This window comes from Salipiger sp. HF18, assembly GCF_011806505.1.
GTDB lineage: Bacteria > Pseudomonadota > Alphaproteobacteria > Rhodobacterales > Rhodobacteraceae > Salipiger > Salipiger thiooxidans.
Map to the genome: position 1 here is coordinate 1 of NZ_JAATOS010000025.1, position 26,559 is coordinate 26,559.

A 26,559-nucleotide genomic window follows, 5' to 3' on the forward strand; every position below is an offset into this window, starting at 1 on the left:
CGTCAGATGCGCCTGGTCGGAAAAGCCGCAATCGAGCGCGACGGTCTTGATCGGCGCATCGGTTTCGGCCAGCAGGCGCTGCGCCCGCTCCATGCGCCGGGCCGTGACAAAGGCATAGGGCGGCCTGCCAAAGCTGCTGCGGAACTTGCGGGCGAAAAGGCAGGGCGACAGCCCCAGTGAATCCGCCATCATCTTGAGATCGAGACTGCTGGCCAGATGCGTGTCAATGAACTCGACGATGCGGCGCTGTTGCGCCGGGCTCAGCGCGCCATCTGCGTGGCAAACCCGCATACGGATGTCGGCATAGCGCCGCAGCAGGTGTACGATCAGCGCCCGGGCCACGCTGTCGACATAGAGAGCCCCGCCAAGGCCCTTTGTCTCGGCCTCGCGCGCGATTTGTTCCATCGCCTGAGTCATGATCGGATCTTCGGTGCGCAGCACATCGGCGAGTGCCACCTCCGAGACGGCGCAGTCCAGGACCTCGCTCGCCACCTGCGCGACCAGTGCGCCGGACAGGTAGACATGCGTAACGTCGACGGGCTCTTTCCAGGTCCAGTTCACCCGCTGCGCCCGGCTTAGAAGAGACGCGGCGCCGGGCCCGAGCGTCTCGTGGGTCCAGCGCCCGTCATAGCGCCTCTGCATCGGCGTGACCCCGCCGCGATACCCCACGAGCAGGAAATCCTTCATGGCCGGGACGATCACGTCCTGGCCGTCGTAATGATACGACCGGCAGGCCACGTTCTTCCAGCCCAGCCCGTCGCTGGCCGACAGGACCCGACCCGGCACCCAATCGGGCAGCTGCTGGTAATTGATGAATTCGCTCATCACGCATCCTCCTCCCAAAGACATGCGGAAACGAAAACCGGGGGCGGTCGCGCCGCCCCCGCCCCTGGCGGATCAGCTGTTGCGGATCGCGTCGTAGACCGCGGTCTCGAAATCCAGGAAGCCGCCAAAGGATGTCGGATCGCCGAACGGCAGAATCTGCGTCGCCCAGTAGCCGCCGACTCCAGCCGCGCGGTCGATCCAGTAGAAACTGTTGGCGAGCCCCGCCCAGCCGATGGCCCCCGCCGGGCGGCCCGTGGGGGCCTCTTCGATGTTCACCATGAATGTATAGGACCAGTCCTTACCCACTCCGGGAAAGAACTCCGCGTCGTTAGACAGCGACGGGATCACGCCCGGCAGCATGGTCACCTTCTGCGGCGGCACCAGAGCGCCCTTAACGGCCCATTCGACCGTCTCGGGTTTTAGCACGCGACCGTTCGGCCCGTTTCCGTCGTTCAGCCACATGCGAATGAACTTCATGTACTCGGGCACCGTGCCGTAAAGACCGTGTCCGCCCATGTCGACCTCGGGGTTGTCCGGCAAGGCGAAACCGTCCATCGGCGCCAGAGAACCATCCGCGCCGCGAGCGTGAATCGTGGCCGTGCGGCTCTTCATCGCGTCGGAGCGGGTAAAGGCAATCTCGTCCATGCCGAGCGGATCAAAGACCCGCTCCCGCATGACCTCACCCAGCCGCTTGCCCCGGATGCCCTCGACGACCTGCCCGACCCAGTCGATGTTGGTGCCATATTCCCATTTTGTGCCGGGATCGAACAGCAGCGGGGTCTCGAGGGCGGCGCGAGTGCCGCTGACGACCGAGGGCTGGCCATGCTCTTCAGCCATGCGCTTGTACATCTCGTTGAAAAAGTCGTAGCCGAAGCCGCCCGTATGCAGCATCAGCTGCCGGGTCGTGACATCGGTTTTCGGCGCGCGCAGGCGGGGCTGGCCGTTGGTGTCGAAGCCTTCGAGCAACTGGAGTTTGCCGATGGCGGGGGCGTACTCCTTGGCGGGGGCGTCGAGATCCAGCAGCCCTTCTTCCACGCATTGGAGCGCGGTGGTCCCCGCGATCGCCTTGGTCGTCGAGAAGATGGCAAAAACCGTGTCCTCGGTCATCGGCACGCCGTCGAGCCGCCGGGCCCCCGTCGCGCCGCTGTAGATGTCGCTTTCGCGGTCCGTGACCATCGCGACGACGCCCGGAACCCGGTCTGCGCCCTCGCTGACGCGGCGCAGCACTTTGTCCAGCGCAGCGGTCAGGTCTGCGGTGTGAATGTCTTTCATGGTGTCCTCCCTAGACTCGTGCGGTGGAGGGTAGCCCTTCTGGCGCGCGACGCTGTCACCCAGCGGCACGGGCTGTCCGAAATCGGAAGCCGATTTATCAGCGGGTCGCCCGCGCGCGAGTCTGTGAGGGCAGCTCGCCGAACCGTTCGCGGTAGCGCCCCGCCAGCGCGCCGAAACTGCCGAACCCCCAGGCGCTGGCAATCGTGGCCACGGTCTCCTCCCCGGGACGGGTCTCGAGATCCCTGCGGAACCCGTCCAGACGTCGCGCAGCAAGGAAAGCGCGCGGCGACACCCCCCGGAAACGGGCAAAGCCACCCGAGAGCGTCCGCGCAGAGACACCCACACGCTGGGCGACATCGCCGATGGAAGGCGCGTCGCGGGCTTCGGCCTGCATGATCTCCTCGGCCCGGCGGACATAGCCGGGTGCCGCGCAGCGCGCGCCATCTTGCAGGGACATCCCGGCCGCGCCGGCCCATTGCCGGAGCAGTTCGACGCAAATCATCTCTTCGATGTGGCGCGCGATTGCGGTGTCGCTTGCCGCGTTGCCAGCCTGCACCAGCGTCCGCGCCGCGTAGTCCAACAACGACAACCAAGCTGAGCCTGGGCCGCCGAACCTGACCCGCCGGGTCCAAAGGCCGTCATCCGGCACAAAACCGAACCAGCGTTCGGCCGTTTCGGCGATGACATCGTGCGGGATGGTCAGGTTCAGCTGCATGTGGTCCGGATCGCCTTTCAGCCAGTATTCCGTTCGCGAACAATCCACGACGAAACTGTCCCCGCCCGTGGTCGCGACCGATCCCCTGTCTGTCTGATGGTCAAGCGATCCCTGTAACGTGTTCAGTACGAGGATGTTTCCAGCCTGCGGATCGAACTGATCAAGATAGATTCCGGTGCCGTAGGCGAACCGTGTCATGGTCACGCGCCCTGCGCGAGCACTGATCATGGTGGCGTTCGGGCGCGAAAACCGCACCAGGGGGCGCACCCTGTAGGGCATGTAAACCGATTGGCAGAAGGCCTCTATCTCGTCCCAATCTGCGGACCGGCTGGTGCCTCCGTGGCGGATAAGCCGACCTCCGGCATCCCTCAGGAGGGCGTCCTGCAACAAAACCTCGTTCCTTATCGCTATTCCGGTCTTCCCTGATTTTACCACAGTCCTGACGCGCAATCACACGGATTGTCTTGCGCATCGACTGCAATTTGATTGGGAAGATCAGCAAATCCCATGATCGACGCGCTTGACCTGGCTCTTCGACACCCCCGGGGCCGCCCCTCTCGGCAGATTGCTTCGCAATCGCCTGCCGGGCAGTGCATGGCCTGCACCAGGTCGTCCATCAAGCGCGCCGAGACGCCATGAACATAGGCTTCCTGGATCACGGCGGTCAGCGCCTTCTCAACGGAGCGCCGCGGCTCGAGGAACGAGGGAAAACAGGAACCGGTGCGCAGGCGCGGGGTTGCGCCGCTCGACGCTGCCGGCGCGGGGCTGCAAGTCCCGATCCCGATACCCGTTGCGCTCCGCCAGGCGCTCGCTGCTCTTCTCGCCATAGTCAGCACCGGTCTTGGCGCCGATCTCCGGCTCCATCAGCCGCTCGGCAGCACAACCGATCATCTCGCGAGGCAGGTCGGCATCGGCGTTCGGGGCGGCGCTCGGACCGATAGCGCGCCTGCCCCTCACTCTTTAATAGCGCACGCAGGTCCATCATGGGTTTGATCATCGGGGGCGTCCCTCGGTTCAGGTTGGCTCAGCAACCCAACTCTACCGAGAACCCCGATGGCCGCCGAAACATACACAACGCCCTGGGACGTCACCGACCTCTCCGAAGGCCGGTGCTCTTACACCATCTCCCGGGGCACTACCCGGCTCCACGGCGACAACGCACCGCAGACCCCGAGACATGAGCCCAAGTCGCTGGCCACGCGAAGTCCTTGAGCGACATACGGCGGATCCGTCGTGACCAGCCCCGAGCAGGTGAAAAAAATGGGTTTTGCCTGATCGATCCCGATAATCGTAACCTCGGAGGTGGATGCTCCCCCCTTCTGTGATGGCTTCAACATGCAGCACATTGGCACATGGCGATCCCGTCAGGTGGTGGCTACATGCCATCGCAAGAGCCCCGCGCAGCGGCCTTCGATAGTCTACAGCCTTTCACGATTGGGCCCATGGTCGTATCGACGAGACGACCCCGCCCGCAATCGCGAAGAGGATTGTCCCTGCCGGGGAGTTTGAGCTGGAGCGTGTCTGGGTTGCGCATTCGGATGATGTCGAAAGGCTGAGCCGTTTCTTCCGTGAGGTTCTAAACAGCCTGACCACCTCAGGCGACTGGCAGAAAGGCCCGCAACGTTTCTCAAGACGTTTTGCGGACACCTTGAGAATAACAGGATGTAAGGAGTTTGGCTTGTGATCTGGGTCCCCATTTGTCTCGGTGCGTTCAAGCTCACCGTGCTCGGCGCGACTGTTTTCCTGTCACTCAAGTCGCATCGCGATGGAGAACGGGAGCAAAAGCGGCAGAGGGAGGAAGCGCGCCAGCCTGCGCCCGCAGAGCCTGCCCTCCCCGCTTCAGGAACTGGCAACAGGTAGGTCAGCGGATGGCGTGCAGCGCACGGCACGCCAGGCAAAAGGCTGCGTCAGTCGGTCTGATCAAAGGCACAGCGTAGACTCCAGATCAGGCCGGTCGCTGCATAGTCGAACGAGATCTCGGCGCCGAGCGACGACCTGAGCATGTCGCCGGTCAGAGCCGAGCCGAAGCCCTTCCGCGTCGGCGGCGTGACCTTGGGTCCGCCGTTTTCCTGCCAGACGATCTCGAGCACCTTGCCATCATCCGCCGCGACCCACGTCACGACGAGCCAGCCGTCCTCGCTCGACAAGGCGCCATACTTGACCGCATTGGTGGTCAGCTCGTGAAACGCCAGCGCGAGAGCCTGGGCCGCACCTGCCGGAACCACCACGCCGGGATCGCCCTTCAATATGATACGACTTCCGATCAGCTCCGAGAAATACGGGATCTGCGTTCGGATCAGGTCCTCGACGCCGATGTCGCTCCAACTCTGTTTCAGAAGCAGGTCCTGAGCCGCGGACATGCTCTCGAGCCGCGACTGGAAGGTGGTCAGGAAGTCGTCGGGCCGGGTCTTGGCGGTCTGGCGGCAAATCGCCAGAACGAGCGTGACGAGGTTCTTGCTGCGGTGGTTCAGCTCGTCCAGCAGCGCGTCGATGGTGTTCTGCGCCTTGCGTCGCGCGGTGATGTCCTCGGCAATCGCCGCCAGCCCCTTCACCTCACCGCCGGACCGGATGGGAAAGAAATGTTCGCGCCAGTGGCGCGTCTCGTCCGGGGCCGCCGGCGTGGTGCCCGAGATCTCCACGTCTCGACGCGACCCCCCGGTGCGAAGGAGCTCCTCGAAGAGCGCCGTGACGCCGTCGATGTTCTGCACCTCGGGCAAAAGATCCTTCACGGTCTTTCCGATATGAAGCTCGGGCGCGAGACCGTTCATCTCCGCCATCATCGCGTTGATCCTGACGAATTTCAGGTCCCGGTCCCAGATGGCGATGCCAACCGGAGCCTGATGGAACACCGCGTCCAGAATCTCGGCGTCCGCAATCCGGGAGCTATCGGCGCCGGGTTGGTCCGGGACCGATCCAAGCGCCGCTGCGTCGGACCGGCCGACAAGACTGGTCACGTCGGTTTCGACGCCGGACAGCCGGATTGCCCTGCCTGTTCCATCACGCGCAACGGTGCCCCGGTCGAGAAGGGTGCGGACGTCCCTATCGGGACGGATGATCCTGAAGCAGCGCTCGTAGCTGTCGTGACTTGCGCGGACTGCGTCCATATCCCTGCGAACCCTCTCGCGGTCCTCGGGATGGATCAGCTCAAACACGTCTTCTGCACGGGCAGGTGCGCTTTCGAGTCCGTAGAGTTGAAGCCGGCCTGCGCTCCAAAGCACCTCGCCGGTCCCGATGGTCCACTCGTAATGCCCTGTTCCCGGAAACACCGCATCGGCACCATTCACAAAGTCAGTCACGCGCGTCCCATCGCCTCCTGAGAGGCCGCGAGAAGCCGCTTGCCCATCTCCTCCGGTCAAGATGGCATTGTCACGCGCTTTGGCAAGCGCTTGCGAGCGCGCGCAGCAAGCCCGGCTGGCATGCGGATCGGTCTTCGGGCAAGCGGTGACCTGCCCGAGCCAGGCTCTGCCTTCAGCGCGATGCTATCAGGCACGTCCGCCGAATGGACGGCGGACGTCTGGGTCAGTAGCCCGCCGCGTCCATCGCCGCGATGACCCGGTCGGGGGTCGCGGGCATGTCATAGATGCGTGCTCCGCAGGCGTTGCGCACGGCGTTCAGGATCGCCGCGCCTGCACCGGAAATGCCGAGTTCGCCGATCCCCTTGGTCTGGATCGGGTTGGCCATGTCGTCGCGTTCCTCGAGGAAGACCACCGTCATGTCGCCGGGCACATCCGCATGGGCGGGCACGTGATAATTGGCGAGGTCGCGCGTCACCACGTGACCTGTGCGCGGATCGTGCGCCATCTCCTCGGTCAGGGCCGAACCGACGCCCCAGATCATCCCGCCAAGCGCCTGCGACCGGGCTGTCTTCTCGTTGAGAATACGGCCCATGGCCATCACGCCGAGCATCCGGCGCACCCGCACCTCGCCGGTGTAGGCATGCACCGCGACCTCGGCGAAATGCGCGCCGAAGCCGGACGAGAAATGACTTTCCGAGGTGTCGCCGGCCTCGACGGACGCCTCCTCGACCAGTTCCGCGTCGATCAGCTCGGACAACGGCACCTCGCGGTTTCCGCCACGGGCCATGCCGTTCTGGAGGGTCAGGTCGGAGGGCTCACAGCCCATGCGCTCGGCCAGCGTCTCGCGGATGGCCTTCGCCGCAAGGAAGGTCGCGGAGCCCGCCGAGCTTGCGCCGAACGAACCGCCGGAGCCTGCAGCCGCGGGGAAGCGCGTGTCACCAAGGCGCACCTCTACCTTTTCCACGGGAAGGCCCAGCATCTCGGCAGCGATCTGTCCGAGGATCGCATAGGTGCCGGTACCGATGTCGGTCATGTCGGTCTCGACCACCGCACCTTCGGCGCTCAGGCGCACGCGCCCAGCGGATTCGATCAGCATGTTCGAGCGTGCGGCCGACGCCATGCCCATCCCGACGTACCACTCGCCGTCACGGCGGGTACCCACCGGCTTGCGATCCTTCCAGCCAAAGCGCTCGGCCCCGTCACGCAGGCAGTCGGCAAGGCGTGTCGCGCTGAAGGGCTGGCCGGTCATCGGGTTCTTCTCGGGCAGGTTCTTCAGCCGCAGCTCAACGGGGCACATCCCGAGCATCTCGGCCAGCTCGTCCATCGCCTGCTCCAGCGCCAGCATGCCGACCGCCTCCCCCGGGGCCCTCACCGAGCCCGAGGGCGTACGGCTGACCCGGGCGAGGGTCTGCGCAAAGCTCAACCCCTCGGCACCATAGAGGAACTGCGACGCCTGGCTCACCGGCTCGGCAAAGCCCTCGTCCTGGAGGTTGGTCACGCGGTCGTCGTGCGACAGTGCCAGCAGGCGTCCGCTGCTGTCGGCGCCGAGGCGCAGGCGCTGGGTGGTCTCGGTCCGGCGCAGCACCGCGTCGAAGACGGTCTGTCGGGCCATGACGACGCGCACCGGGCGCTGCAACTCACGTGCGGCGAGCGCGGCCGAGACCGCTTCGGGGCCGATGCCCAGCTTGGAGCCGAACCCGCCCCCGATGTAGGGCGACAGAATGCGCACGTTCTCGGGGTCGATGCCAACGGCATCCGCCAGTTCTAACCGGTTGGTCTTGAGCATCTGCTGCGCACCGCGCAGGGTGAGCGTCTCTCCCTCCCATTCGGCAAGGGCCGCGTGCGGCTCCATCGCCGCCGCCGCGTGGGGTGGGGTGGAATAGGCACGATCGAGCGTAACATCAGCCTTGGAGAACGCCGCCTCGAAATCGCCCGCAGTTTCCGGGTCACCCTTTTCCAGCGCATCCGTCTTCGCAGGGTCGGTATCGACATTGGCGTCCGCGTCGTAGCTCACCACGAGCTGCTGCGCCGCGTCGCGCGCTGCCTCGAAGCTCTCGGCGACCACGAGCGCGATGGGCTGGCCGTGGTAATGGACTTCGTCGCCGGGCTGCACGGGCGCTTCACCGGCCATGCCCTGCGCCGGGTTGCGAATGAACCGAGGGCCATGGAAAACCCCCAGAAGCCCGGGGATCTCGGTCACGGATGCGGTGTCGATGCCGGTGATCCCCCCACGAGAAATCGTTGCGCGCACCAGAACGCCATGCGCCGCGTTGTCCGGCACCCCGTCAGCCGCGTAGGCGGCGCGCCCGGAGACCTTCTTGGGCCCCTCCGGGCGATCCAGGGGAGCGCCGATAATGCCCTGACCGGTTTCGTCGAGAAGGCGCGGCTGCGCCTCGTCCATGCGGAAGGTCTTGGTCATGCCGGGCTCCTCGTCGTCGGGTTGGCGGCCGCGGAGTCGGCCAGGCCGGTGGCCTCACGCAGCGCGGCAATCAGGGTGCGCCGCAGCAGCGGAATCTTGAACTCAGTGTCGGGGTGGCAGCTGGCCTGCGCGACCAGCGCGTCTGCGGCCGTGGCGAAGGCGTCGTCGCCGGGAACGGCGCCGATGAGCGCCTGCTCCGCCTCGCGGTCCGTCCAGGGGCACGGTGCAACCCCGCCGAAGGCCAGCGAGACCGAGGCAATGCGCTCGTCCTTCATCTCGACCGCCACCGCCACAGAGACCAGCGCGAAGGCATATGAGGCGCGGTCCCGCACCTTCTTGTAGACCTGCCGCGTCTGGGGGCGCGGCGCAGGCAGCCGCACGGCGGTGATGATCTCGCCTGCCCCGAGCACAGTTTCGAGATCCGGCCGGTCACCCGGAAGGCGGTAGAGCTCGCGCACCGGGACAAGGCGTATGCCACCGTCTGCCGCACGGATCTCGACCTCGGCCGCCAGGGCGGTCAGGGCCACGGCCATGTCCGAGGGATGCGCCGCGAGGCAGTGCTCGGAGGTGCCGAAGATGGCCAGCATCCGCCCTACCCCGCCCTGCGCCGCACAGCCTTCGCCCGGGGTGCGCTTGTTGCACGCCATCGCGGTGTCGTAGAAATACGGACAGCGGGTGCGCTGAAGCAGGTTGCCGCCGGTCGTCGCCTTGTTGCGGATCTGCGCCGACGCACCGGCGAGGATGGCGCGCGAGAGCAAGGGCCAGCCGCTGCGGACGCGGGCATCCGCCGCAAGCTCGGAATTGGTGACCAGCGCGCCGATGCGCAGCCCGTCACCGTGTTCGGAGATGCCCTTCAGGTCCTCGAGCCGCGAGATGTCCACCAGCCGCCCCGGGACCATCACCTGGATCTTCATCAGGTCAAGAAGGTTGGTGCCGCCGGCGATGATGCTCGCGCCGTCGCCAAGCTGCCCTGCGGCACCGTCGAGGCTCTCGGCCCGGCTATATTCGAAATTCCTCATGACTTCACCTCGGCGGCCATGGCGATCGCCTCGCGTATCAGCGGGTAGGCCGAGCAACGGCAGAGGTTGCCGCTCATGCGCTCGGCGATCTCGGCGTCGTCAAGCGGCATGTCGCCCTCGAGCGAGGTCGAGGCGTAGGACGGCTCGCCCGCCCTCAACTCCTCGAGCATGGCCGTCGCCGACATGATCTGACCCGGGGTGCAGAAACCGCACTGGAAGCCATCTTTCGCGACGAAGGCCTTCTGCAGCGCGTTCAGGGCCTCCGGGCTGCCAAGTCCTTCGATGGTTGTCACCTCGTCACCCTCGTGCATCGCGGCAAGACAGAGGCAGGAGTTGACCCGCTTGCCGTTGAGCAGGACCGTGCAGGCACCGCATTGGCCGTGGTCGCAGCCCTTCTTGCTGCCGGTCAGGCCGAGCTGGTCGCGCAGCGCGTCGAGGAGGGTGGTCCGCGTGTCGTGTTCGATCTCGCGCGGCTCTCCGTTCACCGTTAGTCGTGTCCGCATGTGTCTCTCTCGCTTGAAGGTGGCGTTGGACCGCGCGATCTGCGTGTCCCGGGTGAGGTCAACCGCCGGCTGGGCGGGAAGTTCCGAGATCCGGGGTCATCACCCGTTGTGCCGGGCATCCGCCGTGCGGCGCATCGCGAGCGCTTCGGGCAGGATCGAGCCGTCGCGGGCAAAGCGCAAAACCACCGCATCGTCCCCCTGCTCGCGGATGAGCCGCAGCGCGTCGCCGTCCTGTTCGAGCCGACATGCACCGTGCGCGAAGACCTCACGGTGCTGACGGCGCAACGACAGCAGCTCCCGGAGCAATTCGCGTTTGCGCGCTCCGAAGATGTTGACCGGGGCGGCGGGATCGAGCGGCGCCCGGTTGTCCGGATCGGTGAGCGCGAAGAGGCCGGTCTCGGTGCCCTGGTAGATGTCCGGCACGCCCGGGATCATGCAGCGCAGCGCAAGCTGGGTGAGCGAGAGGCTCTCTCCCACCCGAACCAGCTCGCGCAGAGCGTCGGGGGCATGTGTCCGCCAGTCCGCCAGCAGCGCCCGGGCGGAATCACCCGCCCGCGCCTCTGCCGCCTCGTCTGGGTCGTGCCACTGGGTCACCTCCTTCGCCTCGCGCAGGGCCTTTTCCAGATGCGCTGCCAACCGCTCTTCGAGGTCGTCTCGATCGGGCTCCCAGAGGGCGAGCGCCGATTGCAGCACGTACCAGCGCGTCGACGTGTCCGGCGGATGCGGCGCGTCGAGCGCCTCGGCATCCTGCCAGAGGATGGCGGCGCATTCGGGCCGATGGGTCAGCGCGATGAGCCGGGCACGGGCATCTTCGGCGCGCTTGGTGTCATGGCTTGACCCGAGCGCAAGCGCCCCCGACCAATGCTGCAGGCGATCATTGCACCACGCCTCGAACTCGCCGGGCGAGAGCGGCGGTGCGTCGGGTTCAGAGCCGACCTCGGCCTCGGCAAGGCAGCGTGTATGGCGGTAGAAGGCGGTGTCCTCCTGGGCCTTCGCCACGACCGCGCCGGTCACCTGCTGGAAGCGCCTGAGGACCGCCTCGCCCGCCGGACCGGCCGGCGACAGGAGCAGACGGTGGACTGCGTCGAGGAGCCGGGTGTCGTCAAGCCGGGCACCGGCCTCTGCAACCGTCTGTGCCAACAGCGCCTCATCCTCGGCGGTGGCACCCTCGTCGTCGATGTAGCTGCGGTAGCGCGGGAAGGCCACGAGCAGCGCCCGCAACGTGGCGCGCAGGTCGTCCTCCGCGACCGCCATCCCCTGCCCTGCGAGCGCGGCCCCCACCCGGCGGGTCATCTCGCCCAGCTCCGCGGACAGTTCGTGGGACAGGATCTGCTCGCGCGCCTCCCGGCAGGCGGCGGCGTAATCGCCCCGCGCCCCGGTTGCCCCGCGCCAGATCGAGTCCAGCAGGTCGAGCCCGGTCCCGTCCATCAGCAGCCGGGTGATCCGGTCATTGGCCTCGTAGCCGGTGGTGCCGGTCACCGGCCAGTCCCGCAGCTCTTCCTCGCCGGTGAGGATCTTCTCGATCCAGACCGGCACATCGGGACCCACCGCCGAGCGCAGCCGCTGCAGGTATTGCTTCGGGTCGGCGAGCCCGTCCACGTGATCGATCCGCAATCCGTCGGCGAGGCCGTCGCGGACCAGTTGCAGAGGCAGGGCCATCATCGCGTCAAAGACCTCGCGCTTTTCGATGCGCATGCCGATCAGGGTCGTCACATTGAAGAACCGTCGGTGCGTCAGCCGCTTGCGCTCACGCTCCCAGTGCCGAAGCTGCCAGTGCTGGCGTTCGAGGGTATCGGCAATGCCATGCGCCCCGGCGCTTTCCGGCGCGAGCGGCAGCCAGCCGCCATCCCAGTGCAGGCGCATGGCGTCACGGTCGATTTCGAATGCGCCACCGCGGATCATCTCGTCGATCGGTTCGGGGAGGATCGGCAGGATCAGCCCCGCCGTCCAGTCCACGTCGAAATATCTGGCGTAGGGGCTGGCGGCGCCATGGACCAGCGCGTCATGCAGCCACGGGTTCTCGGGGCTGAGCACGGTGTGGTTCGGCACCAGGTCGAGCACGATCCCGAGGCGTTGCGAGCGGGCTGCGGCGGCGAGCCGCTCGTATCCGGCGCGCCCGCCAAGCACCGGGTCGATCTCGGCCGGGTTGGCCACGTCATAGCCGTGCGTGGAACCGCCCTCGGCAGTGAAGATCGGCGAGAGGTAGAGGTGGCTCACGCCAAGCTCGGCGATATGCGGCAGGAGCTCTGTCGCACGGTCGAAGTCGACGCCCTGGCGGAGCTGCAGGCGGTAGGTGGCAACGAGCGGTGTCACGCGGTGATCTCCACTTCCATTCCAAAGGCATCATGGGTCGGATCGCCGAGGCGAAATGCGCAGGCGGGCAAAGACGCGGCTCCGGTGGCGGGCGTTCCCAGCGACATCAGCATGCGGATCTCGCCCGCCTCGAAGGGCCAGCGCACGGCGAAGGCGCGGGGCCCGTGCCGGGTGACCTCTCCGATGCCGCTCTTGCCGGATTTGAGCAGCGGCACGATGCGGCGGGCTCGAAGATCAAGCAGGTCGCGGGTCAGGGCGCGCCAGCTTTCCGCACGGGCGGGGTCGCGGGCAGGATAGGGGCGCGAGGCCTCGAAGGCCTCGGGTCCGGTGGGGTCGGGCATGTGCTCGGCGTCGTAGCCGATGCGCCCGAGCTCGGCCCGGCGACCGTCGCGCACCGCCCTCCGCATGGCCTCGTCCGGCGGGTCGCAGAAGAAGAGGAAGGGCGCTTCGCTCCCCTCTTCCTCACCCATGAAGAGCAGCGGCAGGAACGGCATGCACAGCAGGACCGCGTGCGTCACCCGTGCGGCCTCCTCTCCGATCAGCGAGATCAGCCGCTCGCCATGGGCGCGATTGCCGATCTGGTCGTGGGTCTGGTTGGCGTTGACGAAGGCCGCCCAGGAAAGATGCGCGGCCTCTGTGCCCCGGGGACCCTCGGGATGCGGCTGGCCCTCGTCCGCCTGACCGCGTTCCAGCGCCCGGGCGAGATCGGCGAACGGGTCCCGGGCGTAGCGGCTGTAGTAACCCTGCGTCTCTCCGGTCAGGGCCACGTGCAGGACGTTGTGCCAGTCGTCGTTCCACTCGGCATCGAACCCCGCCTCGCGCAGGTGCGTCAGATTGCGCTCGTCCTCGCAGATCAGGTGGACCGGGCGGCCGAGGTCAAGCGTGCGGATCTCGTCCGACAGCGCGTGGAGGAAGCGCTGGTCCTGCCCGTCGCGGATCTCGTGCACGGCATCGAGGCGGAACCCGTCCAGCCGGTACTCGCGCAGCCAGCCGAGCGCGGCATCCCGGAAGAACGCCTGCACCTCGGGGCGGTGGAACGCGATGCCGTCTCCCCAGGGCGTGGGCCGGTCGGTGAAGAAGTCGGGGGCATAGTCCGGAAGGAAGTTCCCGAAGGGACCGAAGTGGTTCATCACAAGATCGAGCAGCACCATCATGCCATGGCCCTGCGCCTCGGCCACCAAGGCCCGCAGCTCGTCGGGCGTGCCATAGGCGGGATGGGGTGCGCGGATCAGCACGCCATCGTAACCCCAGCCGCGCCGGCCCATGAACTGCGCGACGGGCATGAGCTGGATCGCCGTGACCCCCAGCGCCGCCAGATCCGGCAGCCTGCGCGCGGCCGCGGCAAAGGTGCCCTCGCGGGTGAAGGTGCCGACATGGAGCTCGAAGAAGACCGCCTCTTCCAGAGGCCTGCCGGACCACGTCCGCGCCCAGTCGAACGCCTCGGGATCCACCGTCAGCGAAGGCCCCTCGACGCCGCCGATCTGAGCGCGCGAGGCCGGGTCGGGCAGGTCCCTGCCATCGATGCGGAAGAGGTAGGCCATGCCCGGACGCGCCGGAATGCGACAGCTCCAGTCGCCCGCCCTGCCCGGCTCCATGGCAAGCTCGCGCCCTTCAAGCAACAAGGCGACATGCCGTGCCGCCGGAGCCCAGATCGAGAACCGCCACGACCCGTCGCCGAGCGGGCGGGCTCCCCATGGCGAGGGCGCTGTCATGCGCCGTGCGCCTTTGTCCCGTGCGCGTGCGTCCGAAGGCCCCCGACGGACCAGACTGCAGAACCTTCGCATGATGCCGCGATCCGGGCCTTCGTTGCGGACCCGGAGAGGTGTCGCTTCCGGGCTCCACACCGACGGCTTTTGCCGCCCGCACCGCCCAGACACGCGCCAGGCCGATTTCGCATCTGGCGCGGCGTCACCGCGCCAAGGCCGAACGGAGCGATCATGTCAGCCCTCCAGTCCGGAGAGCGCGGTCATCCGGTGCGGTCGGCTGACGAACGGACGCGCAGACGTCGGCCTCAGAGCCGCCTCGCGCCGCGCAACCATCTCTGCGGTGATCAGCAGCGTGCCGCCCGCCGAACATCTGAACCAGCGGCGATCCTCCTCGCTGTCGTAGCCCGCGCGAAACCCGTCCGGCAGCCGGACACCCTGTGCCACGATCGCGTTCCTGACCTGGCAGCGGCGACCGGCACTGCTGCCGGGCAGGAACACGGTTCCCTCCGAGAGGCAGTCGATGGCCTGGGTGATCGGGCGGTCCATGGTCTTCGGCAGTGCGACCGGCGTCTCCGCTCCGGAGAAATCCAGCTGGGCGAGACGGTAGGCATCGAGCGAGCCCACGTCGCGCCAGTATCCCCCGGCTCCGGAGCCTCCGTCCGGGAGCCGATAGACCGAGAGCGCGTCCTCGGCGAGGGCGATGGGAAGGATGTCATGCCCGAAATCATGCAGCGTCGACGGGCGCGCCGGCTCGAGCCGCAGCGCCGCCTTCAGCCAGATCCAGTCGAAGACGTAGATCCCGGTCGAGGCGAGCGCACGGTCGCGCTCGCCGGTCATGGGCGTGGGGTGCGCCGGCTTCTCGGCAAACCCGAGCAGCTCTCCATCCGCGCCGAGATCGAAGATCCCGAAGTCGGAAGCCTGCGTCAGGGGAACCGCCGTGGCGGCAACCGTGACCGGTCGGGACTGCGAGCGGTGGTGGTCGAGCAGCGTTTCGAGGTCGATGTCGACCACGTGGTCACCGGCCAGCACCATGATCTCTCGCGGCGCGTAGGCATCGATCGCCGTCGCGTTGCAGCGCACCGCATCGGCGGTGCCGCGATAGCCATAGGGGCTCAGGAATTCGCCGTCGCGGATCGTGATGCCCTTCTCGAAACTGTGGGCCCAGTGCCGATTGAGATGCCGACAAAGATCATTGGGGCGGTACTGCGTCGCGACAAACAGGTTCTCGAACCGGGCCGTCGCGGCAGCGGCCAGGATGAAGTCGACGATGCGCCCCTCTCCCGAGCCGAAGCTCAGCGCAGGCTTGCATTGCAGGTTCGTAAGCTCGTGCAGTCGAGACCCGCGCCCTCCTGCCAGAAGAAAAGGCAGGCACCGCGACGTCCTCGAGACGTTATGGGGAATGTTCATCGATCATGGCCTTGTCAGGAAACCAAAATTCCAGGCGGAAGATGCGTCGAACATCTTGTCGCGATGGCGGAGCTTGTGATCTGGCCGGCCGGACGATCCGCACGCACAACGGCCGGGACCGCCGCTTGTTCCGAAAATAGTGCCGTCTCCATGTCGAATTCCGCCGGCAATATATCTGCGTTTTCAGATGCTTCTTGCACTTCGGCGTCCGCCGGCGACCCTTTTGCGTGTGCCGAATGACGGATTGTCGGCCCCGCTCCACTCCATGATTAGCGGGAGGTATGAGAGCTTGGCGGGAGGCGTGCGAGCAGTCGGATCCCGAGACGCGGCTGCCGCTCCCCTTGAAGGTTCGGCGCTCAGCTGGGCTCCACCCCGTTTCCGAAAGCCTGCTCCATTCGATGGCGGTCACGCGCGATGGCGGTCGCGCTCCTGCACGGAGCGGGCTTCTCGATCCCCCCTCATGCGATCGCCGAACAGCACCTGTCCCGAGCCGCCTGTGACGTGTCCTGCCGATCTCACACAGCGGGTCCGGCATCCTTGTGACGAGCTCAGGACTGCTCGGGCAATGCCAGCCACGTGGTGTGGAAGCAGCGGACGGAGCGTGCCGAGGAACACAACATTGGAGAAAGACGTTCACCTCGGTAACATCCAGAGGCAGGTGAAACCGTCGTGCTGACCGAAATCATCAACGAGTTCAACAGTACCTTCTCAGTTGTTCCGGCGCCCGCTGCCTTGGCACGCCTCTTGGCCGCGATCGTCTTGGCAGGCCTGATAGGCCTCGAACGTGAGCGCCGGGAGAAGCCCGCGGGTCTGAGAACTCACATCCTTGTTTCGGTTGCAGCCTGCCTATTTGTCATACTTGGCCTCGAACTCGCAGCTATGGACTTCGGAGGCGCGTCGGAGCAGCGGAACGACCCCCTTCGCATGATCGAGGCCGTGACCGCTGGCGTCGCATTTCTCGCTGCTGGTCTGATATTCACGTCAGGCGGACGGGTTCGCAACATCACGACGGGCACATCCCTCTGGCTTGCAGGAGCGATTGGGCTGGGATGCGGTGCCGGGCAAATGCCCCTGGCGGCCATGACGACCGCCATAGTCCTTGTGGTCCTGATCGTGCTGCGGTTGCTCGAGAGAAGGCTCGGATGGGGGGAAGGCGACGACTGAACAGAGCTCGACCCTCGTGCGCGGGACGGCAACTCGAGACTGGCTGCGCAGACCGCACTGGTCCGAGGTTTGTCGCGGGCAATCCTCCAACCCGGTCAGCAGTCCCTTCGGCCCGAGATCCTCCGCCAGAGCTCTGTTTTCGGCGGATTGCGCGGTGTCGGTCCGGATGTCAGGTCGAATGCCGGTTCGGCCCCTCTATGATTGGCCACCATGGGGGCAGGACACTGCCCTCACCCGCTCTGCAGGTCCCCGACCGCCACTTTCACCGCTTCCGCCATGTAGTCGACGAAGAGCCTGATCTTCGGATCCTGCAATTTGCGGTGCGGGAAGAGACAGCCGAAGGTCGCGGGCAGCGGCGGTGTCTGCGGCAGCACCTCGACGAGAGCGCCGCTGCGCAGGTGCTGCGCCACTTCTAGCCGTGGACGGTTGGCGATGCCGTGACCATCCAGCGCCCACCTTGTCAGCACGTCGCCGTCGTCGGCGTCGAAGCGCCCCGCCACCTCGAGCCGCCGCAACCCGTTCTCGGTCCGCAGTTGCCAGAAGTACTCGGGCGAGCGCGGATAGCGCAGCAGCAGGCAATTGTGTTTCCCGCCAAGCAGATCCTCGGGCGACGCCGGGGTGCCGTGACGTTCGAGGTAGCCCGGCGCGGCGCAGAGCACCCCCGGGCAGTCGCAGATGTGGCGCAGCTTCAGGTTGGAATCCCTCGGAACGCCAAGGAAGAACGCCACGTCGAGCCGCTCTCCCATCATGTCCACCAGCCGGTCCGACAGGCGCATCTGGACCTGCACCTCCGGGTATCTTTCGGTGAACTCGGGCACCAGCGGCGCGATGATCCGCCGCCCGATCCCCAGCGGCGCCGTGACCCGCAGCGCGCCGCGCGGTGTCTCGGAGAAGTTCGCCACGACCGCCTCGGCCTCGTCGAGCGAGGCGAGCACCGCCTTGGCCTGCTCGTAGAACACCCCCCCGACCTCGGTCGGGGTGATCGAGCGCGTGGTGCGGTTGAAGAGGCGCACCCCAAGCCGGCTTTCCAGTTCCTTGATCCGCTTGCTGGCCACCGCGGGCGTCAGCCGCAGGTCGCGCCCGCCCGAGGTGATGCTGCCGAGTTCGACCACCCGGACAAAAACCCGCAGGCATTCAACGTATTGCATCGCGCCTCTCCTCTCGGGCCCTCGGGCCTGCCCCGGAATAGCACGCGGCGCGACAGATTATTATCAACAATCCGTATAAAGTCCTTGGCGAAACGGCGCGTATTCATTGAGAGTGCCTTCCGCTAGCGTCCCCTCCGATCACCCAGCCACATGCTCAGCCACGGAGGGATGCATGACGCACCGGAGCGAGATCCGCTTTCTGCTCAACGGACGGACGGTGAACCTGCCCACGGTTCCCGCCACGCAGACCCTGCTCGACTTCCTGCGGCTCGACCGCCGCCTCACCGGCACCAAGGAGGGCTGCGCCGAGGGCGACTGCGGCGCCTGCACCGTGCTCGTGGGCCGCCTGCACGCCGGGACACTGCGCTATGAGGCGGTCAACGCCTGCATCCGCTTCGTGGCCTCGCTCGATGGCTGCCACGTGGTGACGGTCGAGCACCTGTCCGGCCCGGATGGCGCGCTGCACCCGGTGCAGCGGGCGATGGTCGAACACCACGGCGCGCAATGCGGCTTCTGCACGCCGGGCATCGTGATGTCGCTCTACGCGCTCTGGATGCAGACACCCGAACCAACCGAAACGCAGGTGGAAACCGCGCTGCAGGGCAACCTCTGCCGGTGCACCGGCTACGCCCCGATCATACGTGCCGCCGTCGCGGTCGGCCAGTACGGCACCCCGGAGGCAGACCACCTGACGCTGGAGCGCGACCGCATCACCGCCGCGCTTCTGGCGCTGAAGGACGCGCGCCGGGTCGAGACCGGCCCCGAGGACAACCGCGCCATCCTTCCCGCCGATCTCGATGATTTCGCCGCCGCCTATGCCGAGCACCCGCAGGCGACGGTGATCGCCGGCGCCACCGACGTCGGGCTCTGGGTGACCAAGTTCCTGCGCCCGATCTCGCCCGCCATTTTCATCGCGCACCTGGCCGAGCTGAAGGCGATCGAGGTCAGCCCCGGGGCCATCACCCTCGGCGCCGGTGTCAGCTATTCCGAGCTCAAGCCGCTGATCACGCAGCACCTGCCGCACCTTGCCGAATACTGGGACCGCATCGCCGGCTGGCAGGTGCGCAACATGGGCACCATCGGCGGCAATATCGCCAATGGCTCGCCCATCGGTGACACGCCGCCGGTGCTGATCGCGCTCGGCGCCGAGGTCACCCTGCGCCATGGCAATTCGCGCCGGAGCCTGCCGCTGGAGGCGTTCTTCGTCGACTACGGCAAGCAGGACCGCCGCCCCGGCGAGTTCGTCGAGAGCATCCGCATTCCCCTGCCCTCCTCCGCAACCCGCTGCGCCGCCGCCGGGATCAGCGTCACCGTCGAGGCCGGGATCATCCGAAGCGCCCGCATCGCACTCGGCGGCATGGCCGCCACCCCGAAACGCGCCGCAGCGGCCGAGGCCGCGCTGCTGGGCCAGCCGTGGAGCGAGGCCAGCTTCGCCGCCGCCGCCCGCGCCATGTCCGGGGACTTCGCCCCGCTCAGCGACTGGCGGGCCAGCGCCGAGTACCGGATGCGCGTCGCGCAGAACCTGCTGCGGCGGTTCTTTCTCGAACAGGATGGCGCGCCCGTCCGCCTGAGCGCCTGAAGGAGCAGAGACATGAAACACCAGTCCAACATCCGCGGCGCCGTCCACGAGGACCGCCAGCACGACAGCGCGATCAAGCACGTCCGCGGCCTTGCCGAGTATACCGACGACATCGCCGAGCCGGCCGGCACGCTGCACGCCTATCTCGGCGTGTCCTCCGTCGCCCACGCCACGCTGAAGGGCATCGACCTTTCCGCCGTCCGCGCTGCACCCGGCGTGATCGATGTGCTGACCGCCGCCGACATCCCCGGCCACAACGACATCAGCCCCACCGGGCGCGGCGATGAGCCGGTCTTCCCGACCGAGAAGATCGAGTTCCACGGCCAGCCGCTCTTTGCCGTGATTGCCGAGACACGCGACGCCGCCCGCCGCGCTGCCGCGCTCGCCAAGGTGGAGGCCGACGTGCTTCCGCATGCGCTGGACCCGATCGCGGCGCAGGCGGCGGGCTATCCGCTCGTGACCGACCCGCTGAAGCTGGAGCGCGGCGAGGTCGGGACCGAGATGGCCTCGGCACCGCACCGGCTTCAGGGGCGGCTCGTCGTCGGCGGGCAGGATCACATGTATCTCGAGGGGCAGATCGCCTTTGCCCTGCCCGGCGAGGACGAGGACGTGATCGTGCATTGCTCGACCCAGCACCCGAGCGAGGCGCAGCACATGGTGGCGCATGTCCTTGGCGTGCCCTCGAACGCCGTCGTGGTGAACGTGCGGCGCATGGGCGGCGGCTTCGGCGGCAAGGAAAGCCAGATGAACCTCTTTGCCGTGGTCGCAGCCATGGCCGCGAAGCGTCTGAACCGCCCGGTGAAGATCCGCCCCGACCGCGACCAGGACATGACCGCCACGGGCAAGCGCCACGACTTCGTCATCGACTACGACGTGGGTTTCGACGGCGCCGGCCGCATTCGCGCGGTCGACGGCAGCTTCGCGGCGCGCTGCGGCTGGTCCTCGGACCTGTCGGGGCCGGTCACCGACCGCGCGCTGTTCCATGCCGACAACGCCTATTTCTACCCGCATGTCCGGCTGCAGAGCCGCCCGTTGAAGACCAACACCGTCTCGAATACCGCCTTCCGCGGCTTCGGCGGACCGCAGGGCGTGGTCGCCGCCGAGCGGATGATCGAGGAGATCGCCTATGCCCTCGGCAAGGACCCTCTGGAGGTGCGTAAGGCCAACTTCTACGGCAATGCGGAGGATGGCCGGAACCTGACCCCTTACCATCAGGAGGTCACCGACAACATCATCGGCCGCGTCGTATCGGAACTGGAGGAAAGCTGCGGCTACCAGCAGCGCCGCCGCGACATCCTCGCGTTCAACGCAGAGGGCGGCGTGCTGCGCAAGGGCATCGCGCTCACGCCGGTGAAATTCGGCATCTCTTTCACCGCCACGCACTACAACCAGGCGGGCGCGCTGATCCACGTCTACTCGGACGGATCCGTGCATCTCAACCACGGCGGCACGGAGATGGGCCAGGGGCTCAACACCAAGGTGGCGCAGGTTGTGGCCGACGCGTTCCAGATCGACTTCGAGCGCATCAAGATCACCCGAACCACTACCGAGAAAGTGCCCAACACCTCGGCCACCGCCGCCTCGTCGGGCTCGGACCTCAATGGCATGGCCGCGCGCGACGCCGCCGAGCAGATCAAGACGCGGCTGGTGGCGTTCGCCGCCGGGCACTGGGGTGTGAGGCCTGAAGAGGTGCGCTTTGTGCCGGGCCATGTGCAGGTGGGCGCGCAGCTGCTGCCGTGGGAGCAGGTGATCAGGGCCGCCTACATGGCCCGGGTGCATCTGTCGGCGGCGGGTTTTTACAAGACGCCGGACATCCACTGGGACCGCGCCGCGGGCAAGGGCCGGCCGTTCTACTACTACGCCTACGGCGCCTCCTGCTCGGAGGTCACCATCGACACGCTGACCGGCGAATACCGCGTGGAGCGCACCGATATCCTGCACGACGTCGGGCGCTCGCTGAACCCGGTGCTCGACCGCGGGCAGGTCGAGGGCGCCTTCGTGCAGGGCATGGGCTGGCTCACCACCGAGGAGCTGTGGTGGGACCAGAAGGGTGCGCTGCGCACCCATGCCCCCTCGACCTACAAGATCCCCCTCGCCTCGGACCGCCCGCGCGTGTTCAACGTGCGCCTTGCCGAATGGTCCGAGAACCGCGAGCGCACGATCAAGCGCAGCAAGGCCGTGGGCGAGCCGCCCTTCATGCTGGGCATCTCGGTCTTCGAGGCGCTGTCGATGGCCGTGGCCAGCGTCGCCGATTACCGCGAATGCCCCCGGCTCGACGCCCCCGCCACGCCCGAGCGTGTTCTGCTGGCGGTCGAGCGGCTGGCGGGCCGGGCGGCATGATCGCGCTCGACCGCCTGCTGAGCGGCCCCGGTCCGGTGGCGCGGCTCCGGCTGCGCCGGGTGCGCGGCTCCTCGCCGCGCGAGGCCGGCTGCGAGATGTATGTCTCGGAGCGCACGCTCCATGGCACCATCGGCGGCGGCCAGCTCGAACACCGGGCAATCGCCGCCGCGCGGGCCCTGCTGGCCCGCGGCGATCTGGCCGAGACGCTGGACCTGCCGCTCGGCCCCGAGATCGGGCAATGCTGCGGCGGGCGGGTCGAGATCGCGCTCAGCCGCATGGGCGCGCAGGACCGGCAGGCGGCGCTGGCGCGGGCGGCGGAGGCGGCTGCCGCGCAGCCGATGGTGCAGATCCACGGCGCGGGCCATGTCGGCCGGGCACTGGCGGATCTGCTGCAGCACCTTCCGGTGCGTTGCGTTCTGGTCGACAGCCGCGCCGCGGAGCTGGCGCTCTGCGCCGCCCGGGTCGAGACACGGCTCACCCCGCTGCCCGAACTCGAGATCGCCACGGCCCCGCCGGACAGCGCCTTCATCGTGCTGACCCATGACCATGCGCTCGACTTTCTCTGCGCCGCGGCGGCGCTGCAGCGGAGCGATGCGCGCTATGTCGGGCTGATCGGCTCGGCCACCAAGCGCGAAAAGTTCCGCCGCTTCGCCCGCGACCAGTGCGACGGGCTCGAAACCCACGCCCTGACCTGCCCGATCGGCGCGCAGGGCAGCCGCGACAAGCGCCCCGAGGTGATCGCCGCCTTCGTCGTCGCCGAGGTGATGGCCACCCTCACCCACGCGCAGGGCGCGGCGCAGCCCGTGGCCTTCGCCGCCGAGTAACCCCCGCGGCCGCCCGAAGAGGAGCGGGCGCCGCGGGACAACCGCACGCAACCCGAGGAGATCCCACATGCGGGAAGGGAGCTACACCTACAAGCTGTTCTCACGCAGCGATTTCAGTGCCTTCTGGGCACTGTTCACCGACAACCTGATCAATCTGATGGTGCTGGCAGGCGTCTGCCAGTTCGTATTCGGCATGCCCGCGGAGATCGTCTACGGCCGCATCCTGCCCGGTGCCGCGGTGGCGATCCTGTCGGGTGTCGCGGCCTATGTGGTGCTGGCGAAACGCGCCGCCGCCCGGCACGGGCGTGACGTCACGGCACTGCCCTACGGCATCTCGACGCCGGTGATGTTCGTCTATCTGTTCGGGGTCATCGGGCCGATCTACTGGGCCACCAACGATCCCATGCTCGCCTGGCAGGTCGGCATCGGCGCCGGCTTCATGGGCGGGCTCGTCGGGCCGTGGCTGAAGCGGGTCACGCCGCGCGCCGGCATGCTTGGCACACTTTGCGGCATCGCGCTGGTGTTCATCGGCACCGTGCCGCTGGCGACGGTCTTCGAGCAACCCTATATCGGCTTTGCCTCGATGATCATCATCCTCTGGGGTCTCGTCGGGCGATTCCGCCTGCCGTTCAACATCCCCGCAGGCCTGCTCGCGCTGATCGTCGGCACCTTGGTGGCATTCAGCATCGGCGAGGCGCGGATCAGCCTCGAGGGCACCGGATTTTACCCGCCGCTGCCCTACGTCGGCGACCTGATCGCCGGGATCCGGCACCTCTTTGCCAACCCCGAGCTCTTCCTCGTGCTGGTGCCGGTGCAGATCTACAACTTCATCGAGACGATGAACAACGTCGAGAGCGCCGAAAGCGCCGGCGACCACTACCCGGTCGGCGTGTGCCAGATCACCGACGGGCTCGGCACGATGATCGGCGCGGTCTTCGGCTCGCCCTTCCCGACCACCGCCTATATCGGCCACCCGGCCTACAAGCGCATGGGGGCACATGCGGGCTACATCATCGGCGTCGGGCTGGTGATCCCGGCCGCCGCCTTCCTCGGGCTGCTGGCCTTCCTGAACAACCTGATCCCCGAGGCCGCCGCGGCGCCGGTGCTGGTCTTCGTGGCGCTGAGCCTGATCACCAACACCGCGCATTGCGTCCGCACCGAACACATGGCGGCCGTGACCATCGCGATGATGCCGCACGTCTCGTCCTTTCTGATGATCAAGTGGGGGGCGCTGATGGGTGCTCTGCAGGCGACCGGCGTGGAGGGCCTGCCGCAGCTCGGAGACGAGGCGCTGACGGCGGCCCTGCTGCAGCAGGGCGCGCATTTCGCCGGCCACCAGTCGCTGAGCCAGGGTGCGATCCTGACAGGGCTGATCTGGGGCGCCATCGTCGCCAGCGTGATCGACGGGCGGTTCCGCAACGCCGGCGGCTTCGCGCTGGCCGCGGCGCTGATGTCGCTGGTAGGGATCATCCACGGCGCCAGCCTGCATTGGCCGCAGCTCGGCCCGGTCTCGGCCGGATACCTGATCGCCGCCGCGTTCCTTTACATCTACCCGCTGTTCCATCGCGAGGGCGCGGCGCAGAACCAGAACGTGGTGCTCGAGGAGCCGCCTGCCACGCCCGCGGAGTGAACCGGGCAGAGCCATCCGCACACGCCCCCCTCCCCCTGCCTGCCGAAAGGTGATCCCTTGAAGACCGACCAAGTGCTGATGCGCGGACGCATCCTGAGTTTCACCGCCGAGCCGCAGGGCCCCGAGGACCATGCCGCCTACAGCTACATCGAGGATGGCGCGATCCTGATCGGCGGCGGGCTGATCCGCGCCACCGGCAGCTACGACAAGCTTGCGCGACAGGCACCGGCGGTGCCGGTGGTCGACCACCGCCCGCACCTGCTGATGCCCGGTTTCATCGACACCCACATCCACTACCCGCAGGTGCAGGTCATCGCGTCGTGGGGCGCCCAGCTTCTGGACTGGCTGAACGCCTACACCTTCCCCGAAGAGACCCGCTTTGCCGATCCGGCCCATGCCGAAATGATGGCCGACTGGCTGCTCGGCCAGCTCTGCGCCCATGGCACCACCACCGCCGTCGCCTATGCGTCCGTACACGAGGCCTCGGCCGAAGCGCTCTTTGCCGCCGCCGCGCGCCGTGACATGCGGATGATCACCGGCAAGGTGATGATGGACCGCAACGCCCCCGAGGCGCTGCGCGACACGCCGCAGTCGGGCTATGACGCCAGCAAACGGCTGATCGCGCGCTGGCACGGCAAGGGCCGCGCGGGCTATGCCATCACCCCGCGCTTCGCCATCACCTCGACGCCCGAGCAGCTGGAGGCGGCGGGTGCGCTCGCGGCCGAGCATCCGGGGTGCCACGTGCAGACCCACCTCTCGGAGAACCGCGACGAGATCGCCTATACCCTCAGCCTCTACCCCGACGCCCCCGACTACCTCGGGGTCTACGAGCGCTACGGGCTGCTCGGGCCCAAGGCACTGCTCGGCCATTCGATCCACCTCACGCCGCGCGAGATCGACCTGCTGGCCGAGACCGGCGCGAAGCCGGTGTTCTGCCCGACCTCGAACCTCTTCCTCGGCAGCGGGCTCTTCGACGACGCCGGGCTGCGGGCGCGCGGGATCTGCAACGCCATCGCCACCGATGTCGGCGCGGGCACCAGCTACTCGATGCTGCAGACCCTGAACGAGGCCTACAAGGTGCTGCAGCTGCAGGGCCAGAAGCTGCACCCGCTGCGCGCCTTCCACTGGATCACCCGCGGCAATGCGCTGGCGCTGGGACTCGAGGACAGGATCGGCACGCTCGAGCCGGGGACCGAGGCCGACATCGTCGTGCTCGACTCCTCGGCGACCGAGCCGATGGCGCTGCGCATGCGGCGCGCCGGAACCCTGAGCGAGGAGCTTTTCGTGCTACAGATGCTGGGGGACGACCGCGCGGTGGCCGAGACCTATGTCTCGGGCGTGCCGCAAAAGCGCCGGGCAGCCCACGTCCGCCAGCCGGAACTGCAGCCGGCCTGAGCCCTGCGCCTCCCTGCCCGCCGGGCCAAGTGGCCGGGAGAGGACAAGGTGCTGTTCCGCGATATCGGGAAATCCATCGCGATTATCATTTTTTTCCGAAAGGACCTTTCGTCCCGGGCCCGGTCGCCCGCGCATCGCACAGCGCCCATACTCTCGTCAAATTCCTTCGCCTCGGAGCCCAGACCATGACTGCCCCCAAGACCAGCTACTACGCCCCCGAAGGCGGCCACCCGCCGCAGAGCCAGTTGCTGACCGACCGCGCGGTGTTCACCGACGCCTACGCGGTGATCCCCAAGGGCACGATGCGCGACATCGTGACCAGCTTCCTGCCGTTCTGGGAGCGCACCCGGCTCTGGGTGCTGTCGCGCCCGCTCAGCGGATTTGCCGAGACCTTCTCGCAATACATCATGGAGGTGCAGCCGGGCGGCGGTTCGGACCACCCCGAGACCGACGCAGGCGCCGAAGGCGTGCTGTTCGTCGTCGACGGCGAAGCCACGCTCACCGTCGAGGGCGAGACCCACGTTCTGCGCGAGGGCGGCTATGCCTTCCTGCCGCCCGCCACGCTCTGGGCGCTGCGCAACACCGGCAGCAAGGCGCTGCGCTTCCACTGGATCCGAAAGGCCTACGAGGCGGTGCCCGGCCTGCCCCATCCAGAGGTGATCATCGCCAACGAGCAGGACATCGCCCCCACCACGATGCCCGGCACCGACGGCAAATGGGCGACCACCCGCTTTGTCGATCCAAATGACCTGCGCCACGACATGCACGTCACCGTGGTGACCTTCGAGCCCGGCGCGGTGATCCCCTTCGCCGAGACGCATGTGATGGAACACGGGCTCTACGTGCTCGAAGGCAAGGCGGTTTATCGGCTCAACCAGGACTGGGTCGAAGTCGAGGCCGGCGATTACATGTGGCTGCGCGCCTTCTGCCCGCAGGCCTGCTACGCCGGCGGGCCCGGCCGCTTCCGCTACCTGCTCTACAAGGACGTGAACCGGCACATGGCG

The 26,559-nt window shown here is 67.5% G+C and carries 18 protein-coding genes and 1 pseudogene; 7 read left to right on the top strand and 12 right to left on the bottom strand.

Annotation, left to right across the window (positions count from 1 at the left end; all coding sequences use genetic code 11):
• The 11 genes and pseudogenes from HC022_RS04920 to HC022_RS04970 all read right to left on the bottom strand — a co-directional run.
• Nucleotides 1-825 (bottom strand): helix-turn-helix domain-containing protein (locus HC022_RS04920; protein ID WP_167451575.1); only part of this gene is annotated, 825 nt, incomplete at its 3' end.
• Between the two features lie 72 nt (nt 826-897).
• A complete protein-coding gene (locus HC022_RS04925; protein WP_167451576.1) occupies nt 898-2,097 on the bottom strand; it encodes a serine hydrolase in 1,200 nt (399 codons plus the stop codon).
• Between the two features lie 97 nt (nt 2,098-2,194).
• Nucleotides 2,195-3,247, bottom strand: a complete 1,053-nt coding sequence (locus HC022_RS04930; protein WP_368484613.1) for a helix-turn-helix transcriptional regulator — start codon at nt 3,245-3,247, stop codon at nt 2,195-2,197.
• A gap of 158 nt (nt 3,248-3,405) precedes the next feature.
• A pseudogene (locus HC022_RS04935) lies at nt 3,406-3,809 on the bottom strand (transposase); the annotation flags it as partial.
• 910 nt (nt 3,810-4,719) lie between these two features.
• Nucleotides 4,720-6,168: a sensor histidine kinase gene (locus HC022_RS04940; protein WP_167451578.1), complete on the bottom strand. Its 1,449-nt coding sequence runs from the start codon at nt 6,166-6,168 to the stop codon at nt 4,720-4,722.
• A gap of 163 nt (nt 6,169-6,331) precedes the next feature.
• A complete protein-coding gene (locus HC022_RS04945) occupies nt 6,332-8,527 on the bottom strand; it encodes a xanthine dehydrogenase family protein molybdopterin-binding subunit (protein ID WP_167451579.1) in 2,196 nt (731 codons plus the stop codon).
• Nucleotides 8,524-9,546: a xanthine dehydrogenase family protein subunit M gene (locus HC022_RS04950; protein WP_167451580.1), complete on the bottom strand. Its 1,023-nt coding sequence runs from the start codon at nt 9,544-9,546 to the stop codon at nt 8,524-8,526. Before HC022_RS04950 ends, HC022_RS04945 begins: the two co-directional genes overlap by 4 nt.
• On the bottom strand, nt 9,543-10,049 hold the full coding sequence (locus tag HC022_RS04955) for a 2Fe-2S iron-sulfur cluster-binding protein (protein WP_167451581.1): 507 nt from the start codon (nt 10,047-10,049) through the stop codon (nt 9,543-9,545). The genes HC022_RS04950 and HC022_RS04955 overlap by 4 nt, the downstream gene beginning before the upstream one ends.
• A 99-nt stretch (nt 10,050-10,148) precedes the next feature.
• Nucleotides 10,149-12,362, bottom strand: coding sequence for a malto-oligosyltrehalose synthase (gene treY / locus HC022_RS04960; RefSeq protein ID WP_167451582.1), 2,214 nt, complete (start codon nt 12,360-12,362; stop codon nt 10,149-10,151).
• The gene (treZ, locus tag HC022_RS04965) at nt 12,359-14,074 is read right to left on the bottom strand and encodes a malto-oligosyltrehalose trehalohydrolase (RefSeq protein WP_167451583.1); all 1,716 of its coding nucleotides are present in this window, start codon (nt 14,072-14,074) and stop codon (nt 12,359-12,361) included. Before treZ ends, treY begins: the two co-directional genes overlap by 4 nt.
• A gap of 228 nt (nt 14,075-14,302) precedes the next feature.
• The gene (locus HC022_RS04970) at nt 14,303-15,475 is read right to left on the bottom strand and encodes a sugar phosphate nucleotidyltransferase (protein ID WP_167451584.1); all 1,173 of its coding nucleotides are present in this window, start codon (nt 15,473-15,475) and stop codon (nt 14,303-14,305) included.
• Between the two features lie 669 nt (nt 15,476-16,144).
• Between HC022_RS04970 and HC022_RS04975 the strand changes: the two genes are divergently transcribed.
• On the top strand, nt 16,145-16,639 hold the full coding sequence (locus tag HC022_RS04975; protein WP_040385056.1) for an MgtC/SapB family protein: 495 nt from the start codon (nt 16,145-16,147) through the stop codon (nt 16,637-16,639).
• 230 nt (nt 16,640-16,869) lie between these two features.
• On the opposite strand, the gene HC022_RS04980 is transcribed toward HC022_RS04975, so the two are convergent.
• A complete protein-coding gene (locus tag HC022_RS04980) occupies nt 16,870-17,787 on the bottom strand; it encodes a LysR family transcriptional regulator (protein ID WP_167451585.1) in 918 nt (305 codons plus the stop codon).
• 172 nt (nt 17,788-17,959) lie between these two features.
• Between HC022_RS04980 and xdhA the strand changes: the two genes are divergently transcribed.
• The 6 genes from xdhA to HC022_RS05010 all read left to right on the top strand — a co-directional run.
• Nucleotides 17,960-19,366 (top strand): xanthine dehydrogenase small subunit, encoded by a 1,407-nt coding sequence (xdhA, locus tag HC022_RS04985; protein ID WP_167451586.1) that lies wholly within the window; start codon nt 17,960-17,962, stop codon nt 19,364-19,366.
• A 12-nt stretch (nt 19,367-19,378) separates the two neighbouring features.
• Nucleotides 19,379-21,706, top strand: a complete 2,328-nt coding sequence (xdhB, locus tag HC022_RS04990; RefSeq protein ID WP_167451587.1) for a xanthine dehydrogenase molybdopterin binding subunit — start codon at nt 19,379-19,381, stop codon at nt 21,704-21,706.
• Nucleotides 21,703-22,530: a xanthine dehydrogenase accessory protein XdhC gene (gene xdhC, locus HC022_RS04995; RefSeq protein WP_167451588.1), complete on the top strand. Its 828-nt coding sequence runs from the start codon at nt 21,703-21,705 to the stop codon at nt 22,528-22,530. Before xdhB ends, xdhC begins: the two co-directional genes overlap by 4 nt.
• Before the next feature lie 67 nt (nt 22,531-22,597).
• The gene (locus HC022_RS05000) at nt 22,598-24,160 is read left to right on the top strand and encodes a xanthine/uracil/vitamin C permease (protein WP_167451589.1); all 1,563 of its coding nucleotides are present in this window, start codon (nt 22,598-22,600) and stop codon (nt 24,158-24,160) included.
• 57 nt (nt 24,161-24,217) lie between these two features.
• Nucleotides 24,218-25,555, top strand: coding sequence for a guanine deaminase (gene guaD, locus HC022_RS05005; protein WP_167451590.1), 1,338 nt, complete (start codon nt 24,218-24,220; stop codon nt 25,553-25,555).
• A 185-nt stretch (nt 25,556-25,740) separates the two neighbouring features.
• Nucleotides 25,741-26,559 (top strand): bifunctional allantoicase/(S)-ureidoglycine aminohydrolase (locus HC022_RS05010; RefSeq protein WP_167451591.1); only part of this gene is annotated, 819 nt, incomplete at its 3' end.